At 25.2% G+C, this 18,802-nt stretch carries 18 protein-coding genes and 1 tRNA gene; 11 read left to right on the top strand and 8 right to left on the bottom strand.

Translation table 11 applies throughout. The features are described 5' to 3' along the window. The first annotated feature begins 131 nt into the window (after nucleotides 1–131). The 3 genes from rplU (at nucleotide 132) to cgtA (ending at nucleotide 1,841) form a co-directional block, all read left to right on the top strand. Nucleotides 132–449, top strand: coding sequence for a 50S ribosomal protein L21 (gene rplU / locus TGUWTKB_RS02315; protein ID WP_041063188.1), 318 nt, complete (start codon nucleotides 132–134; stop codon nucleotides 447–449). 9 nt (nucleotides 450–458) lie between these two features. Then, on the top strand, nucleotides 459–713 hold the full coding sequence (gene rpmA, locus TGUWTKB_RS02310) for a 50S ribosomal protein L27 (RefSeq protein ID WP_041063186.1): 255 nt from the start codon (nucleotides 459–461) through the stop codon (nucleotides 711–713). A 117-nt stretch (nucleotides 714–830) separates the two neighbouring features. Continuing rightward, nucleotides 831–1,841 (top strand): Obg family GTPase CgtA, encoded by a 1,011-nt coding sequence (gene cgtA / locus TGUWTKB_RS02305; RefSeq protein ID WP_041063184.1) that lies wholly within the window; start codon nucleotides 831–833, stop codon nucleotides 1,839–1,841. Between the two features lie 67 nt (nucleotides 1,842–1,908). On the opposite strand, the gene metK is transcribed toward cgtA, so the two are convergent. Beyond that, on the bottom strand, nucleotides 1,909–3,060 hold the full coding sequence (gene metK, locus TGUWTKB_RS02300; protein WP_041063182.1) for a methionine adenosyltransferase: 1,152 nt from the start codon (nucleotides 3,058–3,060) through the stop codon (nucleotides 1,909–1,911). 377 nt (nucleotides 3,061–3,437) lie between these two features. On the opposite strand from metK, the gene speA reads away from it, so the two are divergent. The 6 genes from speA (at nucleotide 3,438) to rpiA (ending at nucleotide 11,565) form a co-directional block, all read left to right on the top strand. After that, nucleotides 3,438–5,336: a biosynthetic arginine decarboxylase gene (speA, locus tag TGUWTKB_RS02295; RefSeq protein WP_041063179.1), complete on the top strand. Its 1,899-nt coding sequence runs from the start codon at nucleotides 3,438–3,440 to the stop codon at nucleotides 5,334–5,336. Between the two features lie 67 nt (nucleotides 5,337–5,403). Continuing rightward, nucleotides 5,404–6,327: an agmatinase gene (speB, locus tag TGUWTKB_RS02290; protein ID WP_041063176.1), complete on the top strand. Its 924-nt coding sequence runs from the start codon at nucleotides 5,404–5,406 to the stop codon at nucleotides 6,325–6,327. 86 nt (nucleotides 6,328–6,413) lie between these two features. Continuing rightward, nucleotides 6,414–8,408 (top strand): transketolase, encoded by a 1,995-nt coding sequence (tkt, locus tag TGUWTKB_RS02285; RefSeq protein ID WP_041063173.1) that lies wholly within the window; start codon nucleotides 6,414–6,416, stop codon nucleotides 8,406–8,408. A gap of 44 nt (nucleotides 8,409–8,452) precedes the next feature. Then, entirely contained in the window at nucleotides 8,453–9,628 is a 1,176-nt protein-coding gene (locus TGUWTKB_RS02280) for a phosphoglycerate kinase (protein WP_041063170.1), read from the top strand. Nucleotides 9,629–9,680: 52 nt separating this feature from the next. Then, nucleotides 9,681–10,775 (top strand): class II fructose-bisphosphate aldolase, encoded by a 1,095-nt coding sequence (gene fbaA / locus TGUWTKB_RS02275; protein WP_041063167.1) that lies wholly within the window; start codon nucleotides 9,681–9,683, stop codon nucleotides 10,773–10,775. A gap of 124 nt (nucleotides 10,776–10,899) precedes the next feature. Then, nucleotides 10,900–11,565: a ribose-5-phosphate isomerase RpiA gene (gene rpiA / locus TGUWTKB_RS02270; protein ID WP_041063165.1), complete on the top strand. Its 666-nt coding sequence runs from the start codon at nucleotides 10,900–10,902 to the stop codon at nucleotides 11,563–11,565. A gap of 29 nt (nucleotides 11,566–11,594) precedes the next feature. Here rpiA and TGUWTKB_RS02265 read toward each other — a convergent pair whose 3' ends face one another. Continuing rightward, complete coding sequence (locus tag TGUWTKB_RS02265; RefSeq protein WP_041063162.1) at nucleotides 11,595–12,155, bottom strand: 5-formyltetrahydrofolate cyclo-ligase; 561 nt, start codon at nucleotides 12,153–12,155, stop codon at nucleotides 11,595–11,597. Between the two features lie 46 nt (nucleotides 12,156–12,201). Next, nucleotides 12,202–12,831, bottom strand: a complete 630-nt coding sequence (locus TGUWTKB_RS02260; protein WP_041063160.1) for a riboflavin synthase — start codon at nucleotides 12,829–12,831, stop codon at nucleotides 12,202–12,204. 252 nt (nucleotides 12,832–13,083) lie between these two features. Between TGUWTKB_RS02260 and TGUWTKB_RS02255 the strand changes: the two genes are divergently transcribed. Further along, nucleotides 13,084–13,156 (top strand) — tRNA-Val (locus TGUWTKB_RS02255). A 178-nt stretch (nucleotides 13,157–13,334) separates the two neighbouring features. Beyond that, entirely contained in the window at nucleotides 13,335–13,580 is a 246-nt protein-coding gene (locus TGUWTKB_RS02250) for a hypothetical protein (protein WP_041063158.1), read from the top strand. A 45-nt stretch (nucleotides 13,581–13,625) separates the two neighbouring features. On the opposite strand, the gene TGUWTKB_RS02245 is transcribed toward TGUWTKB_RS02250, so the two are convergent. The 5 genes from TGUWTKB_RS02245 to sufB are packed head-to-tail and all read right to left on the bottom strand — an operon-like array spanning nucleotide 13,626 to nucleotide 18,798. Then, nucleotides 13,626–14,048 (bottom strand): SufE family protein, encoded by a 423-nt coding sequence (locus TGUWTKB_RS02245; protein WP_041063156.1) that lies wholly within the window; start codon nucleotides 14,046–14,048, stop codon nucleotides 13,626–13,628. A 28-nt stretch (nucleotides 14,049–14,076) separates the two neighbouring features. Further along, nucleotides 14,077–15,300 carry a SufS family cysteine desulfurase gene (locus tag TGUWTKB_RS02240; protein WP_041063154.1) on the bottom strand — a complete coding sequence of 408 codons (1,224 nt, stop codon included), beginning with the start codon at nucleotides 15,298–15,300 and terminating at the stop codon, nucleotides 14,077–14,079. Continuing rightward, entirely contained in the window at nucleotides 15,290–16,573 is a 1,284-nt protein-coding gene (locus TGUWTKB_RS02235; RefSeq protein WP_041063152.1) for a SufD family Fe-S cluster assembly protein, read from the bottom strand. Before TGUWTKB_RS02235 ends, TGUWTKB_RS02240 begins: the two co-directional genes overlap by 11 nt. Continuing rightward, complete coding sequence (sufC, locus tag TGUWTKB_RS02230; protein ID WP_041063150.1) at nucleotides 16,548–17,294, bottom strand: Fe-S cluster assembly ATPase SufC; 747 nt, start codon at nucleotides 17,292–17,294, stop codon at nucleotides 16,548–16,550. Before sufC ends, TGUWTKB_RS02235 begins: the two co-directional genes overlap by 26 nt. 34 nt (nucleotides 17,295–17,328) lie before the next feature. After that, nucleotides 17,329–18,798, bottom strand: coding sequence for a Fe-S cluster assembly protein SufB (gene sufB, locus TGUWTKB_RS02225; RefSeq protein ID WP_041063147.1), 1,470 nt, complete (start codon nucleotides 18,796–18,798; stop codon nucleotides 17,329–17,331). Nucleotides 18,799–18,802: the final 4 nt, after the last annotated feature.

Genomic DNA, 18,802 nt, shown 5'->3' with positions numbered 1-18,802 from the left:
CTTGATAAATATTAATATTAATCTAAAATTAAATTATTAATATATTTTTTTAATTTATTACAATATAAATAACTAGCATCATATATAAATTTTATGAACACTCAAAAGAAATTTAATACTTAGGAAAAAATATGTACGCAGTTTTTAAAAATGGTGGAAAACAATACCGAGTAAAGGAAGGACAAACTATTCGTTTAGAAAAAATTTCTGATGACATCGGAAATGTTGTAAAATTTGATCAAGTTTTAATGTATTCAAAAAATGATCAAATATTTTTTGGAAATCCATTATTAAAAAATAGCTTTATAAAAGCAACTATTATTAGTCATGGAAAGAATAAAAAAATTAGAATAATTAAGTTTCGTCGTCGTAAACACCATCGCAAACACCAAGGACATCGTCAAAATTTTACTGAAATTAAAATAACTGATATTAAATATACTATATAGGAAAAAAAAATGGCACATAAGAAAGCTGGTGGTTCCACTAGAAACGGTCGTGATTCACATTCAAAAAGATTAGGAGTAAAGTGTTTTGGAGGAGAAAAAGTTAAAGCTGGAAGTATTATTGTTCGTCAAAGAGGTACAAAATTTCATGCTGGAAATAATGTTGGTTTAGGTCGTGACCATACGATATATGCTATAAAAACAGGAGAAATTCAATTTAAAAAACAAAAATCTAAAAAAAATAAAACATATATAAATATTATATAATATGCATTATTTTTATCTTATTTATATCAATATTTATTTAAAAATTTAGTTTTAGATTATTTAAAAAATATATTAAAAACATATCATAACCCATGATTTCATGGGAGTAATAAAGAAATGCAATTTATTGATGAAGCAAAAATTTTAGTAATCGCAGGGCATGGAGGAAACGGATGTATTAGTTTTCGTAGAGAAAAGTATATTCCTAAAGGTGGTCCAGATGGTGGAAATGGTGGAAATGGTGGAAATGTATACTTTATTACAGATCGAAACTTAAACACATTATCAGTATTTTTTTTAAAAAAAAATTTTCAGGCTGGTAATGGAAAAAATGGAAAAAGTGGTAATTCTACTGGTCAAAAAGGAAAAGATATTTTTATAAAAGTACCATTAGGTACTCAAATTATTGATGCAAATACAGGAAAAATTATAGATGATATGATTCAATTGAAACAAAAACTATTAATCGCAAAAGGTGGAGCACATGGATTAGGAAACGCATGTTTTAAATCTTCAATTAATCGTGCTCCTCGTAAAAATACTTTAGGAAAATCAGGTGAAATAGTTAGTATTCATTTAAAATTATTATTATTAGCTAATGTCGGAATTTTAGGTTTACCTAATTCTGGAAAATCTACTTTTGTAAATATAGTATCATCTGCTCGACCTAAAATTGGAGATTATCCTTTTACAACTTTATTTCCAACTTTAGGTACAGTATCTGTGAAACAAAATTTAATAAAAAAACGTTTTATTATTTTAGATACTCCTAGTTTAATAAAAAATTCAAATATAGGTAAAGGTCTAGGTATAGATTTTTTAAAACATTTAGAAAGATGTCAATTATTATTACATGTAGTTGAAGTTACACCAAATAATTTTTTAGAATCAATAAAAAATATTAACGTTATTACAGAAGAAGTGCGAAAATATAGTGAATTTATCTATAATAAAGAATGTTGGATAATTTTTAATAAAATTGATTTATTAAGCAATAAAAAAAATATCGAAAATTATATAAAAAAAATACAAAAACACATAAAACTAAAAAATAAATTTTTTTTTATTTCTGCTCTAAAAAATATTGGTATAACAAATTTATGTAAAAAAATAATGAGTATATTATAATAAATTAAAATGAAAAAATTTTCATAGTATATCCTTTTCCTCTCTTGTAAGAGAGGAATTTATAGTTTTATAATAACTCTTCAGATAACTGTTTTGCTCGATCTATTTGTTCCCAAGGAAAATGATTTCTTCCAAAATGACCGTAATTAGCTGTATCACGATAAATTGGTCTTAATAGATTTAACATTTTTATCAAACCATATGGACTTAAATTGAAATATTTTTTAATTAATTGAATAAGTCGACTATTTTTAATTTTTTCAGTTCCAAAAGTCTCAACCATAATAGATATAGGCTTAGCAATTCCTATAGCATAAGATATTTGAATTTCACAACGATCAGCTAGTCCTGCAGCTACAATGTTTTTAGCTACATAACGAGCAGCATAAGCCGCTGAACGATCCACTTTAGAAGGATCCTTTCCTGAAAAACTCCCACCACCATGTCTTGCCATTCCTCCATAAGTATCTACTATAATTTTTCTTCCTGTTAAACCGCAATCTCCCATAGGACCTCCAATAACAAAACGCCCGGTTGGGTTAATAAAAAACTTTGTTTCTCGGTTTAACCATTTCTTTGGTATTATAGGCTTAATGATTGTTTCCATTACTGCCTCTTGTAGATCTTTTTGAGAAACATCTTGAGTATGTTGTGTAGACACTACTAATGTATCAACTCCTATGATTTTTCCAGAATCATATTGAAGTGTTACTTGACTTTTTGCATCTGGTCTTAACCATGGTAATATTCCTTTTTTTCTTATCATAGCTAATTGTTGAACTAATCGATGTGCATAAGTAATTGGAGCAGGCATAAAAACATCGGTTTCATTAGTAGCATATCCAAACATTAAACCTTGATCTCCCGCCCCTTGTTTTCTAGGATCAGGATGCGTTATTGCTTGATTAATATCAACAGATTGTTTACCAATAGTATTTAATACAGCACAAGAATTCGCGTCAAAACCCATATCTGAATTAACATAACCTATATCCCGAATAGTATTTCGTATAATTGTTTCAATATCAATATATGCTGCTTTTGTCGTGATTTCCCCACCAACAAGTACCATTCCTGTTTTCACATATGTTTCACAAGCAACTCGTGCATTTTTATCATCTTTAATGATTGCATCTAATATAGCATCAGAAATTTGATCAGCTATTTTATCAGGATGTCCTTCTGAAACGGACTCAGATGTAAAAAGGTATCCGGTCATTTTTTAACCTAATTAAAATTATTTAAAAGTGTTTGTTTTAGTCAAAAAAATGTTATATTTTTTAGGTATTTAAACTACTTGCTAGTTTGTTATTAATACAAAATTTATATGCAATATTTCTATTTATGTATATTTAAAAATTAACATTTTAACCAAATTCTTACATATAAGAAATTAAAGATATACTCAGTATTATTTTCATAATATTATGAAAATAATACTGAGTAATTGTTAACAACACAATTTTTATTGTAATTATATGTATAAATTATACATGTAATCGTTAATAAAAAATCTAATATTTATATATAATATTATAATAATAACAATTATTGACAAAAATTTAAAAAAATAATTTCTTCATTTAAGAAAGTGTTATGAAATATTACAAAAAAAAAATATGTAAAAAATATAATATTTCGTTTTGGGGCGAAAAATATTATGATATAGATGATAATGGAAACATAATAGTCTTTCCAGATCCTATTAATATGTCTAGTGTATGCGTAAATTTAACTGAATTAGCAAATGATAGAAAAAAAAACAATCAACGTTTTCCAGTTTTATTTTGTTTTCCACAAATTTTAAGAGATCGTTTATATCTCATTAATCAATCTTTTAAAAAGGCATGTAAATTATATCAATATACAGGAAACTATTTCCTTGTTTATCCAATTAAAGTTAATCAACAAAAAAGAATTATAGAATCATTAATGTGTTCAAAAGAAAAATTTGGATTAGAAGCAGGATCTAAATCAGAATTAATAGTTGTTCTAACATACGCTATTAATAAACCTTCAATAATTATTTGTAATGGATATAAAGATCGTGAATACATTAGTTTAGCTATTATTAGTACAACAATAGGTCATAAAGTTTATTTAGTTATTGAAAAAATTAGTGAAATATTTTTAATTTTAGAGGAATCTAAACGATTAAATATTAAGCCTTCTGTAGGAATAAGAATTAGACTGGCAGCAAAAAATATAGGAAAATGGGAATTGAGTAGTGGAGAAAAATCAAAATTTGGGTTAACAACTTCTCAAATTCTAAAGTTGATTAATATTTTAAAGCAATCTAATCAAATTAATATTTTAGAACTTTTACATTTTCATATTGGATCACAAGTACCTAACATTAAAGATATTATATCTAGTGTTAAAGAGTCTATTCAATTTTTTGTTGAACTTAATAATTTAGGCGTAAAAATAAAATGTTTAGATATAGGAGGAGGATTAGGTGTAGATTATGAAGGAACTCGTTCTAAATCCGATTATTCAGTTAACTATAGTGTATATGAATATGCAAAAAATATTATTTATATAATTACTCAAGCATGTAAAAAATATGGGTTAAAACATCCTATAATTATTACAGAATCCGGACGAGCTTTAACAGCTCATCATGCTGTTCTAATATCTAATATAATTGAAACTGAAAAAAATGAACATGATATTTTACCAATACCACCTAAAAATTCTATTATTAAAATTAAAGAAATGTGGAATAATTGGCAAGTCATCAAGAAATCTAAAAAATCTAGTGTTTGCTATAAACTTTTTCGCATAAGCAACAAACAATTATTAGAAATTCAAAATGGTTATTCTTTAGGTTTGTATTCTTTAAAAGAACGTGCTTGGGCTGAACAATTACATTTATATCTCTGTTTTTATATACAAAAATTTTTTAAAAATAAAAAAAAATATAAAAAAAAATTAATTGAACTCGAAGAACGTATAGCAGATAAAATTTACGTAAATTTTTCATTATTTCAATCTCTTCCAGATTCTTGGGGAATTAATCAAATATTTCCAATTCTACCTTTAGAAGGTTTAAATGAAAAAATTAAAAGAAAAGCAATAATATTTGATATCACTTGCGATTCAGATGGAAAAATTGAGCGTTACATAGATGAAAATGGAGTTAGAACAACAATATCAATGCCAAGATATAATATAAAAAAACCTCCTTTAATAGGTTTTTTTATGGTTGGAGCTTATCAAGAAATATTAGGAAATATGCATAATCTTTTTGGTAACGTTGAGACTGTGAATATTAATTTATATCCTAATAAAAAAATTAAAATTTCAGTTTCTAATATAAATGATACTGTTAAAAAAACTTTAAATAATATAAATGTTAATCCAGAAGAAACCATGCATTTTTTTTATAATCAATTAAAAATAAAGAATCTTGATGAGAAATTGTTTGATAACTTTATATTAGTTTTTAAAAAAGTTCTTTATGGATATACTTATTTAAAAGAAATTGTATAAATTTAAAAAAAACAAATGTTATATACTGTATATATCTTTATAAATTACTTTTTAACAAGAAGGTTTTATGCATAATACTCTGAATAATGAACGCGATAATTCTTTAACATCTAATGCTTTTGGTTTTATGCGAATACCTCTTTGCTTTAATCCTTATGAAAAAAATGATAATCAATATGTAATTACGGGTGCACCTTTTGATTTAGCAACGTCTGGTCGTTCTGGTAGTCGTTTTGGCCCAAATTCTATTCGTCAAATGTCAACTAATTTAACATGGGAAGAAAATCGTTGGCCATGGAATTTCAATTTTCGTCAATATGTTCAAGTTATTGATTGTGGTGACTTAGTCTATTCACCGGGTAATGCACAAGAATTTTCAGATAAATTATATTTACATGCAAAAAAATTATTATCCTTAAAAAAATATATGATAACAATTGGTGGTGATCATTTTATAACATTGCCTATATTACGTGCATATAAGAAATATTTTGGTAAAATAGCACTAATACAATTTGATGCTCATTCTGATACTTATCCAAGTCAAAATATTTTTGATCACGGAAGTACATTTTACCATGCTATAAATGAAGATTTAATTGATCCTTTATATTCTGTTCAAATTGGTATTCGGACTCAATATAACAAAAATTTTTATTTTAAAGTTTTTGATTCTATTCAAGTAAATAATCTACCAACATATAATATTTTAAAAGAAATAAAAAGTACTATTGGTGATATGTTTGTTTATATTAGTATTGATATTGATTGTTTAGATCCTGCTTATGCCCCTGGTACTGGCACACCAGTAATCGGTGGTATTAGTACAGAAAAAATAGGTAAAATAATTCGAGGATTAACAGATATTAATATTATAGGAATGGATGTCGTTGAAGTATCACCTCCATATGATGCTTCTGGTATAACATCTCTTGCTGCTGCTACAATTATATTAGATTTAATTTATTTAAACACCTTTAGAAAAAAATAATTTTTTTATAAAACATAAATACACATTTAAAATATTTTTTTATATATTTTAATTCTACAAAATTTTAATTAATTATTGGAAAAAAAATGTTTTCTCGAAAAGAACTTGCTAACGCTATTCGTTTTTTAAGTATAGATGCTATACAAAAAGCGAAATCAGGTCATCCTGGAGCGCCAATGGGTATGGCAGATATTGCTGAAGTTTTATGGCGTGATTATTTAAAACATAATCCAAGTAATCCTCAATGGATTGATCGTGATCGTTTTGTTCTTTCAAACGGTCATGGTTCTATGTTAATTTATAGTCTTTTACATTTAACTGGTTATGATTTACCTTTATCTGAATTAAAAAATTTTAGACAATTGTTTTCAAAAACACCTGGACATCCTGAATATAAACATACTGTCGGCATTGAAGCAACAACCGGTCCATTAGGGCAAGGTTTAGCTAATGCAGTTGGTTTTGCAATTGCTGAGCGAACTCTTGCAGCACAATTTAATCGTCCTAATTTTAATATTATAGATCATTATACATATGCTTTTGTAGGAGATGGTTGCATGATGGAAGGTATCTCTCATGAAGTATCTTCTTTAGCTGGCACGTTGAGATTAGGAAAACTAATCGTTTTTTACGATAACAACGGAATATCAATAGATGGAAAAATAGACGGTTGGTTTAAAGATGATACAGCAAAAAGATTTGAAGCATATGGATGGAATGTAATAAAAAATATTGATGGACATAATTCAGAAGAAATAAAAAAATCAATTGACCAAGCTAAAAGCATTAATAATAATAAACCTTCATTATTAATATGCACAACAGTTATTGGTTTTGGTTCTCCTAATAAACATGGAAAAAACGAAGCACACGGCGCACCATTAGGAGAAGATGAAATTATTTTAACACGTAAAAAACTAAATTGGAAATATTCTAAATTCGAGATTCCAGATCATATTTATAAAAAATGGAATGCAAAAGCAATAGGAAAAATTAAAGAACAAGTATGGAATAAAAATTTTTCTGAATATAAAAAAATATATCCTCAACTAGCTAATGAGTTTGAAAGAATAATTGTAAATAAATTACCCCAAAATTGGGAAGAAAATTCACAAAAATTTATAAATAAAATATATAACAATCCTATTAATATATCGACTCGTGAAGCTTCTCAAAAAACTATTGAAGAATTTGGAAAAATTTTATCTAATTTTTTAGGAGGATCTGCAGATTTATCACCTAGCAATCTTACTTTGTGGTCTGGATCAAAACCAATTAATATAAATCCAGCAGGAAATTATATTTATTATGGTGTTAGGGAATTTGGAATGGTAGCCATTGCCAATGGTATTGCATTACATAATGGTTTTATTCCATATACAGCAACGTTTCTTATGTTTATTGAATATGCAAAAAATGCCGTACGTATGGCTGCTTTAATGAAAATACAACAAATAATTATTTGTACACATGATTCTATTGGATTAGGTGAGGATGGACCAACCCATCAACCAATAGAACAATTATCTAGTCTTAGAATGATCCCAAATGTCAGTGTTTGGCGTCCATGCGATCAAATTGAGTGCGCTATAGCATGGAAATATGCTATTGAAAATTTTACTGGGCCTACCGTATTAGTTTTATCTAGACAAAATTTATCTGCACAAAATAGACACCAAAAACAAATAAAAAATATATCGCGCGGGGGTTATATATTAAAAGATTGTGATAAAAATCCAGAATTAATTTTGATTGCTACTGGGTCAGAAATAGACTTAGCAGTTTCTGCTTATTCTATTTTATCCAAAGAAGGATATCAAGTAAGAGTTGTATCTATGCCTTCTACTGACGTTTTTGATAAACAGGAAAAATATTATCGTGATTTTGTTTTACCTCCTAAGATTTTGAAAAGAATAGTCATTGAAGCAGGTGTTTCTGACTTTTGGTATAAATATATTGGTTTCAATGGGATTATCATAGGCTTAAATGAATTTGGGCAATCTGCACCTAGTGTAAAACTTTTTCAATTATTTGGTTTAACTGTTGAGAATATAGTAAATAAAGCAAAAAAAATTTTGTAAAAAATATCAACATAGTTTATAGAAAAACGAGACATAATATCATTATGAAAAATTTAAAATTTTTAAAAAAAATAAACGATTTAGATATTGTTAATAAACGCGTTTTAATTAGAGTAGATTTTAATGTTCCGATTAAAAATAAAAAAATTATATCTTACCAAAGAATTAATGCTGCTTTATCAACGATTGAATATGCATTGAAAAAAAAAGCAAAGGTTATTTTACTTTCTCATTTAGGTCGTCCTACAGAAGGACAGTATAATAAAGATTTTTCCTTACATTTAATTATGCAATATTTAGAAAAAAAAATACAAGGAATAAAAATTAATTTAATCAGAGATTATTTGAACGGAATAAATTTTAATAAAAATGAAATTATACTGTTAGAAAATGCACGATTTAATAAAGGAGAATTAGAAAATAATGACAATCTTGCAAAAAAATATGCTAATCTTTGTGATATTTTTGTTATGGATGCTTTTGGTGTTGCTCATCGAGCTCAAGCATCAACTCATGGTGTAATTAAATTTTCAAAGCAATCTTGTATTGGTTTTTTATTGCATAAAGAAATAACAATGCTTAATCAAATAATGATTAAACCGTTACGTCCATTAGTTTCTATAGTTGGTGGTTCAAAAATTTCAACTAAATTTAAAATATTAGAATCATTAGGGAGATTATCTGATGCTATCATTGTTGGAGGAGGTATTGCTAATACATTTATTGCTATTGAAAATAAAGTAGGAAAATCTCTTTATGAACCTGCTTTTGTTAAACAAGCAAATAATTTAAAAGAAAAATATAATATATGTATTCCTATTGATGTAAGAGTAAGTAAAACTTTTGAAGAAGAATCTTTAGCAATCATAAAAAAAAATCATTTAATTAATAGTGATGAAGAAATTATGGATTGTGGTGAAGAAAGTATTAAAAAAATAAAAAATTTACTAAAAACCGCAAAAACCATTCTATGGAATGGCCCAATAGGAGTTTTTGAATTTAAAAATTTTAGACAAGGAACAAGAGAGTTAGCTAAAGCAATTGCTGAAAGCAATTCTTTTTCTGTTGCAGGTGGAGGTGATACTTTAGCAGCTATTGAACTTTTTAATATTCAAGATAAAATTTCATATATTTCTACTGGAGGAGGCGCTTTCTTAAAATTTATAGAAGGAAAATCTTTGCCATCATTATCTATTTTACAAGAAAAAAATAAAATGTAATTTTTTATATAATTGATTATGATATTTTTTTGTTTTTTTAAGGAATGTAGATATGTCTAAAATTTTAAATTATATAAGACCAGGTGTTGTATTTGGAAGTGATGTACAAAAAATATTTTCAATAGCAAAAAAACAATCTTTTGCAATCCCTGCAATAAACTGTATTGGTACAGATTCTATTAATGCAGTATTAGAAACAGCAAAAACAGTTAATTCTCCAGTAATTATTCAATTTTCTTATAGTGGATCTCAATTTATAGTAGGAGAAGGACTAAAAGAAGATTCTAGTGAAGAAGAAAAAAATAATGCAGCAGTCATAGGTGCAATAGCAGGTGCTAAATACGTTCATTTCATTTCAAAGCATTATGGTATTCCGGTTATTTTACATACAGATCATTGCGCAAAAAATTTACTTCCATGGATTGATAAATTGCTAGACTTTGGAAAAAATTTTTTTATTAAAAATAAAAAACCATTGTTTTCATCACATATGATTGATTTATCAGCAGAAACTTTAGAAGAAAATATACAAATTTCTCAAAGATATCTAGAAAAAATGTCAAAAATAGGCATGACTTTAGAAGTGGAATTAGGGTTAACTGGAGGAGAAGAAGATGGAATAAACAATTCTAATTTAAATAAAAAATTTTTTTATAGTAATCCAAAAGATATCTATTATGCTTATAAAAAACTACAATTAATTGATAATAAATTTACTATTGCAGCTGCTTTTGGTAATGTACATGGTGTTTATAGTCCAGGTAACGTTAAGTTAATGCCAAATATTTTAAAAGAAGCACAAAGATATGTGAAAGAAAAAAATCGATCATTAAATAACAAAATTGTAAGTTTTGTTTTTCATGGTGGATCTGGTTCTTCATTAGAAGATATTAGAAAAGCTATAAAATATGGTGTAATAAAAATGAATGTTGATACAGATATTCAATGGGCAACATGGCAAGGTGTTTCACATTTTTATAAAAAAAATAAAGAATATTTACATCAACAAATAGGTAGTTCTCATGACAAAAATCAACCTAATAAAAAATATTACGATCCTCGAAAATGGTTGCGATCTGCACAAATTTCTATTATAAATAGATTAAAACAAACGTTTTCTGATCTAAATTGTATTGATAGACTTTGAAAAATAAAATTTTTGTAAAAATACATTATTGATGATTAATGAATCGTATTTTTTGTTTTTAATATAACACATACTTTATTTTTCGATAAATTTAATAAAATTTTATTAACTTTTTTTAAAAGATATGAAACAAGAAAAACTAAAAAAAATAGTAGGACACGCTGTAATTAAATATATTAAATACGGTACAATAATTGGTATTGGTAGCGGTTCTACTGTTTCATATTTTATTGATGCTTTAAGCACCATTAAAAATAAAATAAAAGGAACAGTATCTTCTTCTGAAGAATCCACTATAAAATTAAAGAAGCTTAATATTCCTGTTTTAGATTTAAATAAAATTAATACATTATCTCTTTATATTGATGGTGCAGATGAAATTAATATGAATATGCAAATGATTAAAGGTGGTGGAGGAGCATTAACACGTGAAAAGATATTAGCGACAGTAGCTAAAAAGTTTATTTGTATTGTAGATTTTTCAAAAATAGTTAAAAAGTTAGGAACTTTTCCGTTACCGATAGAAATAATTCCTATGGCAAAAAATTATATTATAAAAGAAATGAAAAATCTAGGTGGACAACCAATATGTCGTAAAAATTTTATTACAGATAATGGTAATATTATTATTGATGTTCATAATTTAAATATTATTAACCCTGTTTTTTTAGAAAATTTAATTAATAGTTTACCAGGTGTAGTTACTGCAGGTTTATTTACAAAAAGACGTGCAGATATTGTTTTAATTAGTACTAAAAATGGTGTTAAAAATATTTCATTTAAATCATAGCAATTTTTTATATTTAAAAGTTAAATATTTTAAAATTTAAAAATTTTAGATGGAGTTATCACAACAGGCAATGAAACATCCCATTTTTTTATAGAAAAATTTTTTATCAACTGAAAATCATATGCAATTCCAATAATTAAATTTTTTTTTCTTTGCAAAGTATAATCATAAAATCCTCCTCCCATACCTAATCTATTACCATTTTCATTAAAAGCTACTACTGGTAATATAATTATGTTTAAATCCTCTAATTTAATTACATTATCTTTTTTTAAAATTGGTTCTGGTATTGAAAATTTATTTTTTATAAATTTGGTATTTTCTAAATATCGTATAAATAATAATTTTTTTTGTAAAAATGGATTTAATACGGGTAAAAAAACTTTTTTTTTATTTTTCCATAAATTTTTTGCTAAAAATTTAGTATTACATTCTCCATTAACTGAAAAATAAATAGCAATTGTTTTGAAATCTAAAAAAGAAAAAAATTTTATTATATTTTTTGTTAAAAAATATGACATTTTTTTTTGTTCTGTTGACGTTATACTTTTTCTAAAACTACAAATTGTTTTTCTAATATGAGTATTCATTGTATTTAAATAATTTTTTTATAGCATATAAAATTAACAAATATTTTTATTTTTTATAAATTAAATTTTTTAAAAAACGTTCTGTAGTAGTAACGATTATTTGAGTATATAAATCTATTTCAATGTTTACTACATCATTAATTAATCTGTTTTTTAGATTTGTACATTTTAATGTTTCTGGAATTATATTAACTGAAAAAATATCGTTTTTTACTTCATATATAGTTAAGCTCATACCATCAATACCAATAAAACCTTTATTAAAAATATATTTTTTTTTTTGTATATCTGTGATTTTAAAAATAAAACAACATGTTGCTTTATTTTGACAAGGAATAATTTGTAAGATTTTTGCAGTGGTTATAATATGTCCTGTCATTATATGACCACCAATTTCCTCATTAATTTTCATAGAACGTTCTACATTTACAAGATCTTTGACTTTTAACATATGAAGATTAGTTAATGATAATGTTTTTTTAATAATATCAAAACTGATAAAATTATTAATAATTGATGTAATTGTTAAACAACATCCATTGTATGATATGGAAGAACCAATTTTCAATATAGGTTGTAATAAATTATTTGGCAATAAAACTGTATGAGTATGAAAAGATTTTTTTTTTTCAATACGTACAACTTCTGCTATTCCTTGTATGATTCCTGTAAACATAATATGTTGTGTGCTTTTTTTTCTTAAAATAAATTTAATAAATAATAATATATTATTTTTTATTTTGTTGATAATTTTAATATATATATTATATAAATTATAGATCAGCGTAGTTATTTTATTAATATTTAAATTTTTAATTATATTTTATGAATTTTTTTTATAAAATTTCTTTTTAAAATAATTGTATTCATGTAATTATGTGTAGACTTTTTAACGTTTTAACACATATAATATACTTTGATTTAATTTGCGTTCTTAGCTCAGTTGGTAGAGCGCCACTTTGACGTAGTGGAGGCCAATGGTTCAAATCCATTAGGACGCATTTTATTTTTTTTAAAGTTGATAAGTTTATTATATATTAACTTTATGAAAACTTTTATACATACTAACTATTAATTCTTTATATAAATTTGGAATTTATTATTCTATAGATAGTATTTATAAAGCACAAGAATTATTATAACATCAATCCTAATAAATATTATTACTAGGAATTATTAATGAATCGCAAAATAGCAAGTACTATTATTGCTGCATTTATTTTTTTAAGTGGTTGTTCAAATAAATCTAATGTCGATAAACTTACCGTTGATGTTAATCATTTAATGGAAAAGACTGAACAATTATCTAATGATTTTAATAAAATGAATGCAGAGTTTAAAAAAATGAAAGAGAACGTTGCAAGTACTAACAAAAAAGTAGATACTCAATTAAAAGCTCTTGCTCAACAACATCATAAAAAATAAGTTCGAAAAAATGATTCAGCACCTTAGAAATAAGGTGCTGAACTTCTATTTTTTTTTAAGATTAAGAAATTCATTAACACGTACATGAATTTTTTTTATAATAGAATATAAGCCTTGTATACGAGAATTAGTAAGATTTTGATTAATGCAAATTTTTTTCAGGTATTTTTCTATATCAAATGTAAGTATTTCTTTTGCTTTTAATCCATTATAAAAAATAAAAATTAATGCAATTAATCCTTTTACTAAAGCAGCATCGCTATCACCATATAATATGGTTTTATTATCTTTTTCAAAAGATAAATCAATCCAAACTTTACTTAAACAACCTGGAACAACATTTTTCGATAAATATAAAGATTTAGATTTTTTTAGTTCTTTTCCTAGTTCAATAATATATAAATATTTTTCTTCCCAACATGAACAACAATTAAAATTTTTAAAAAATCTTTTTTTATCTGGAAGCACCTATACCTCTTTTATACAAAAAAATACTTTATTTTAAGTAACGTTGAATTTTTTTTAAAGAGTCGAATAAATGATCTACTTCTTCCTTAGTATTGTAAAAAACAAAAGAAGCTCTACACATGTTCGAAACATTAAAATAATTCATTAAAGGCATAGCACAATGATGTCCTGTTCGTATAGCAATACCATATTGATCAAGAAAACTTCCAACATCATATGCATGATGTTGATCTAAGTTAAATGAAAGCACACCAATTTTATTGGTTTTAGATCCATAAATTTTTAATTTTTCTATTTTTTCTAATTTCAGGATTGCATATTGCATTAAATTTTTTTCGTATTCATATATATTATTAATTCCTAAATTTTCAATATAATCAATAGCAGCACCTAATCCTATTATACCTCCAACATTTAAAGTTCCTGCTTCAAATAACCAGGGTACATCTCTATAAGTAGTTCCGTAAGGTAAAGTAACTTTCTCAATCATAGAACCGCCACTTTCATATGGTGACATTTTTTTTAAAATGTTTTTTTTTCCATACAAAATGCCAATTCCATTAGGTCCGTACATTTTATGACTTGAAAATACATAAAAATCGCATCCAATTGAACGAACATCTATTTTTTTATGCATTATTGCTTGCGCACCATCAATTACCGTAATAATTTCTTTTTCTTTTGCAAAACGAATAATTTCTTTTATTGGATTAATAATACCTAAAACATTAGAAATATGAGTAAAGGTAATAACTTTTGTTCTTTTGTCTATTAATACAGGTAATTTTTTAATATTTAATATACCATTTTGTGTCATAGGTAAAATACGTATATCAATTCCTATATTTTCTGCTATTATTTGCCATGGAACAATATTGGAATGATGTTCCATTTCTGTAATAATTATATTATCACCTTTGCATAAGTAATTTTTACATAAACTATTAGCTATTAGGTTGATGCCTTCAGTAGTACCTTTAGTAAAAATTATTTCTTCAGAAGAAAAAGAATTTATAAAATTAGCTACTTTTTTACGTATATCTTCTATCATTGATGTAGCATTCATACTAAGCGTATGAATACCTCGATGTATTCCTGCATAATGTTGTTTGTAAAATAAAACTTCTTTATTGATAACAGAAATAGGACGCTGTGAGGTTGTTGCACTATCTAAATAAGACAAAGGATAATTATTAATTTTTTTTTTTAATATTGGAAAATCCATTCTTACTTTTTCTAGATTAAAAGTCATATTTTTCTCCAGAAAAACACTTGATAATTAATTTCTTAATAAATACATTTAAGTTTTTGTTTTCTAATAGATATAATGATTCTGAAATAAATCCATAAATTATTATATATTTTGCTAATGCTTTATTAATGCCTCTAGAACATAAATAAAAGATTTGTTCTTTATTAATAGTACCTATTGTAACTCCATGAGAACATTTAACATTATTAGCATAAATTTCTAATTGAGGTACGCTAGTTACTTTTGAAAACTTTGTCAGGATTAAATTGTGGTTAATCATTTTACTATTTGTTTTTTTTGCTTTTTTAAAAATTTTAATAGATCCTTTAAAAGATCCTGTGCCTCTATTTTTTGTTACTATTTTATGTAATTGATTTGATTTACAATATCCTTTATTATGGCTAATATCAGTATTAATTGTATAATGTGAATTTTTAAATGGCAATCCAAGACTTTTTATAGAAAAATTGCTATTCTTTTCTTCAAATTTTACAAAAATTTTATTTTCTATATTTTTTGATTTTAATAAAAAATTATAATTTTTTACAATAACATCTTTTTTTAAAAAATAGCGATTTTGAGCAATGTGATAACTTTTATTATTAGAATATACTATTTTTTTGTGATTTAAACGTACATTATTATCGGCTTTAATAGTTAAATTCATATTTGTATAACAAGGATAATTATTAATGTTTATGTAATGCTCTATTATCGTTGTACTAGAACCGTTTTCTAATGTTATATTATGACGATAATTTATTATATTAAGTCCATTTTTTTCTCCAATATTAATATATAACAAATATAATGGATATTTAGAAAAAACATTAGATGGTAATTTAATATTGATGTATTCTTTTAATAAACTTTCAGTTAAATGAAAAAATGCAGTAGATTCATTTATATTATTTACTTTTTTAAACGTTTTTGATGATAATGGAATAAAAGATATTTGAAAATCGTCAGCATCTGTATCATTTATTTTTTTTAGAAAAAATCCATTCACGAAAATTATTTTAATTGAATCAATAGGTATTAATAAATGATCAAATTTTAAGTTTTTAAATTGCGTAGAAACAAGACTATTAGTGAGTAGAAGATTAATAAACCTTTCTTGTGTTGTCTTTTTTTTTACATCAAAAAAATTTATTTCCTTTATTAAATTTAAATGTTTTAGTTGATACTCATTAAGTTTTTTTATTTCATGTGGTTGTAAATAATTGTACCATTTTTGAAGAAATTTATTATCTCGATCTGATAAGCCATTCATATCCCTTTTCCTCTATTTTCTTTACTAATTTTAAATTATCAGAAACTAAAATTTTTCCATTATATAATATATGAACAACATCAGGACGAATATATTCTAAAATTCTCTTATAATGAGTGATAATAATAAATGATCGTTTACCATCACGTAATTGATTAATTCCATTTGCTACAATTCTTAATGCATCAATATCTAATCCAGAATCAGTTTCATCGAGAATACATAATTTTGGCTCTAATAAAATCATTTGTAATATGTCATTTCGTTTTTTTTCTCCTCCTGAAAAGTCAACGTTTACAAAACGATTTAACATCTTTTTTTCTATTTTTAATAAACTAAGTGCTTTTTCAATTAATTTAGATAAATCGTATCTATCAAGTATGGGTAAATTTCGATATTTTCTAATAGAATTAATCGCTGTTTGTAAAAAAAATTGATTGTTCACTCCAGGAATTTCTGCAGGATATTGAAAAGCGACAAAAATACCTTCTCCAGCTCTTTCTTCTGGTGAAAGTAACATTAAATCTTTATTATTAAAAAACATTGATCCATTTAATACTTTATATTTTTCATTTCCTGCTAACGTAGCAGAAAATGTACTTTTCCCAGATCCATTAGGACCCATGATTGCATGTATTTCATTTAACCCTATTTTAAAATTAAAATTATTTAAAATAATTTTATTTTTCATTGCAATCTGTAAATCTTTTATTTTTAACATAAATAGCCTTGATAAAAAAACTTAGTTAATTAAATTATCCAACACTGTTTTTTAAATTAATAGTTAACAATTTTTGTGCTTCTGTTGCAAATTCTAAAGGTAGTTTTGATAAAACATCTTTACAAAACCCATTAATAATCATTGAAATTGCGTTATCTTTACTAATTCCACGTTGTGCGCAATAAAAAAGCTGTTCTTCTTCAATGCGAGAAGTGGTTGCTTCATGTTCAATTTTTGCTGTACTATTTTCTACTTTTATATTTGGAAACGTATGTGTACTACAATCTTCTCCAATTAACATTGAATCGCATTGTGTAAAATTACGAGAATTTTTTGACGTAGATGCAATTTTTATTAATCCCCTATAGGTATTTTGGCTTTTTCCAGATGAAATTCCTTTGGATAAAACAGTAGACTTTGTATTTTTTCCTATGTGAATCATTTTTGTGCCTGTATCAGCTTGTTGATGTCCATTTGTTAAAGTTACAGAGTAAAATTCTCCAACAGAATTATCACCTTTTAAAATACAACTAGGGTATTTCCAAGTAATAGCTGAACCAGTTTCTGACTGTGTCCAAGACATTTTACTATTTTTTCCTATACAAACAGCTCTTTTAGTAACAAAATTTAAAATACCTCCCTCTCCATTTTTATTACCAGAGTACCAATTCTGTACTGTAGAATATTTAACTTCTGCATTTTTATGTACAAAAACTTCTACTACTGCTGCATGCAATTGATAATCTTTTCTTCTTGGTGCAGAACAACCCTCTATATAACTAACATAACTATTTTCATCAGCAATGAGAATAGTTCGTTCAAATTGTCCTGTTTTAATTGCGTTAATTCTAAAATAGGTAGATAGTTCCATAGGACAAATAACTCCTTTTGGTATATAAATAAAAGTACCATCAGAAGCTACAGCAGAATTTAAAGCTGCAAAAAAATTATCATTATAAGGAACTAATTTTCCTAGATATTCTTTAACTAATTTTTCATGTTTTCTAATTGCTTGATTAAAAGAACAAAATATAATTCCTAATTCTTTCAATTGCTTGCTATACGTTGTAGATACTGAAACAGAATCAAATATTGCATCAATAGCAATACCTTGTTTTTCGCTTGTAGGTACTCCAAGTTTTTCAAAAGTATTTTCTACTTCTTTTGTTAAAAAAGGATTTTTTTTTTGTAGAACTTCTTCATTATTTTTAATGAATTTATGGCGATCTTTATCGTATAGTGGAGCTGAATAGTAAATATAATTTTGATAATTAATATGGTTATAGTTTGCTTTTAACCAATGAGGTTCTTCACTTTTTAACCAATAAAAATAAGATTTTAATCTAAAATCTAACATCCATTGCGGTTCGTGTCTTTTTATAGAAATTGTACGTATAATTTTTTCATTAATACCATTTTTTAAACTTTCATTTTTTAATTTTGTAAAAAATCCTTCTTTATAATATTCATCATTATGTTTCTTTTTTTCTGTTTTTTTAAACATATAT

This window comes from Candidatus Tachikawaea gelatinosa (genome assembly GCF_000828815.1).
In the GTDB taxonomy this organism is placed as follows: domain Bacteria; phylum Pseudomonadota; class Gammaproteobacteria; order Enterobacterales; family Enterobacteriaceae; genus Tachikawaea; species Tachikawaea gelatinosa.
This window is presented reverse-complemented; position numbering and strand designations above follow the sequence as displayed.

Excerpts from the sequence above, each read along its gene's own strand:
- TGUWTKB_RS02250 (WP_041063158.1), top strand. The coding sequence starts at position 13,335 with ATGAATCGCAAAATAGCAAGTACTATTATTGCTGCATTTATTTTTTTA.
- speB (WP_041063176.1), top strand. The coding sequence starts at position 5,404 with ATGCATAATACTCTGAATAATGAACGCGATAATTCTTTAACATCTAAT.
- speA (WP_041063179.1), top strand. The coding sequence starts at position 3,438 with ATGAAATATTACAAAAAAAAAATATGTAAAAAATATAATATTTCGTTT.
- TGUWTKB_RS02265 (WP_041063162.1), bottom strand. The coding sequence starts at position 12,155 with ATGAATACTCATATTAGAAAAACAATTTGTAGTTTTAGAAAAAGTATA.
- TGUWTKB_RS02235 (WP_041063152.1), bottom strand. The coding sequence starts at position 16,573 with ATGAATGGCTTATCAGATCGAGATAATAAATTTCTTCAAAAATGGTAC.
- fbaA (WP_041063167.1), top strand. The coding sequence starts at position 9,681 with ATGTCTAAAATTTTAAATTATATAAGACCAGGTGTTGTATTTGGAAGT.
- cgtA (WP_041063184.1), top strand. The coding sequence starts at position 831 with ATGCAATTTATTGATGAAGCAAAAATTTTAGTAATCGCAGGGCATGGA.
- sufB (WP_041063147.1), bottom strand. The coding sequence starts at position 18,798 with ATGTTTAAAAAAACAGAAAAAAAGAAACATAATGATGAATATTATAAA.
- rplU (WP_041063188.1), top strand. The coding sequence starts at position 132 with ATGTACGCAGTTTTTAAAAATGGTGGAAAACAATACCGAGTAAAGGAA.
- rpmA (WP_041063186.1), top strand. The coding sequence starts at position 459 with ATGGCACATAAGAAAGCTGGTGGTTCCACTAGAAACGGTCGTGATTCA.
- metK (WP_041063182.1), bottom strand. The coding sequence starts at position 3,060 with ATGACCGGATACCTTTTTACATCTGAGTCCGTTTCAGAAGGACATCCT.
- sufC (WP_041063150.1), bottom strand. The coding sequence starts at position 17,294 with ATGTTAAAAATAAAAGATTTACAGATTGCAATGAAAAATAAAATTATT.
- TGUWTKB_RS02240 (WP_041063154.1), bottom strand. The coding sequence starts at position 15,300 with ATGACTTTTAATCTAGAAAAAGTAAGAATGGATTTTCCAATATTAAAA.
- tkt (WP_041063173.1), top strand. The coding sequence starts at position 6,414 with ATGTTTTCTCGAAAAGAACTTGCTAACGCTATTCGTTTTTTAAGTATA.
- TGUWTKB_RS02280 (WP_041063170.1), top strand. The coding sequence starts at position 8,453 with ATGAAAAATTTAAAATTTTTAAAAAAAATAAACGATTTAGATATTGTT.
- TGUWTKB_RS02260 (WP_041063160.1), bottom strand. The coding sequence starts at position 12,831 with ATGTTTACAGGAATCATACAAGGAATAGCAGAAGTTGTACGTATTGAA.
- rpiA (WP_041063165.1), top strand. The coding sequence starts at position 10,900 with ATGAAACAAGAAAAACTAAAAAAAATAGTAGGACACGCTGTAATTAAA.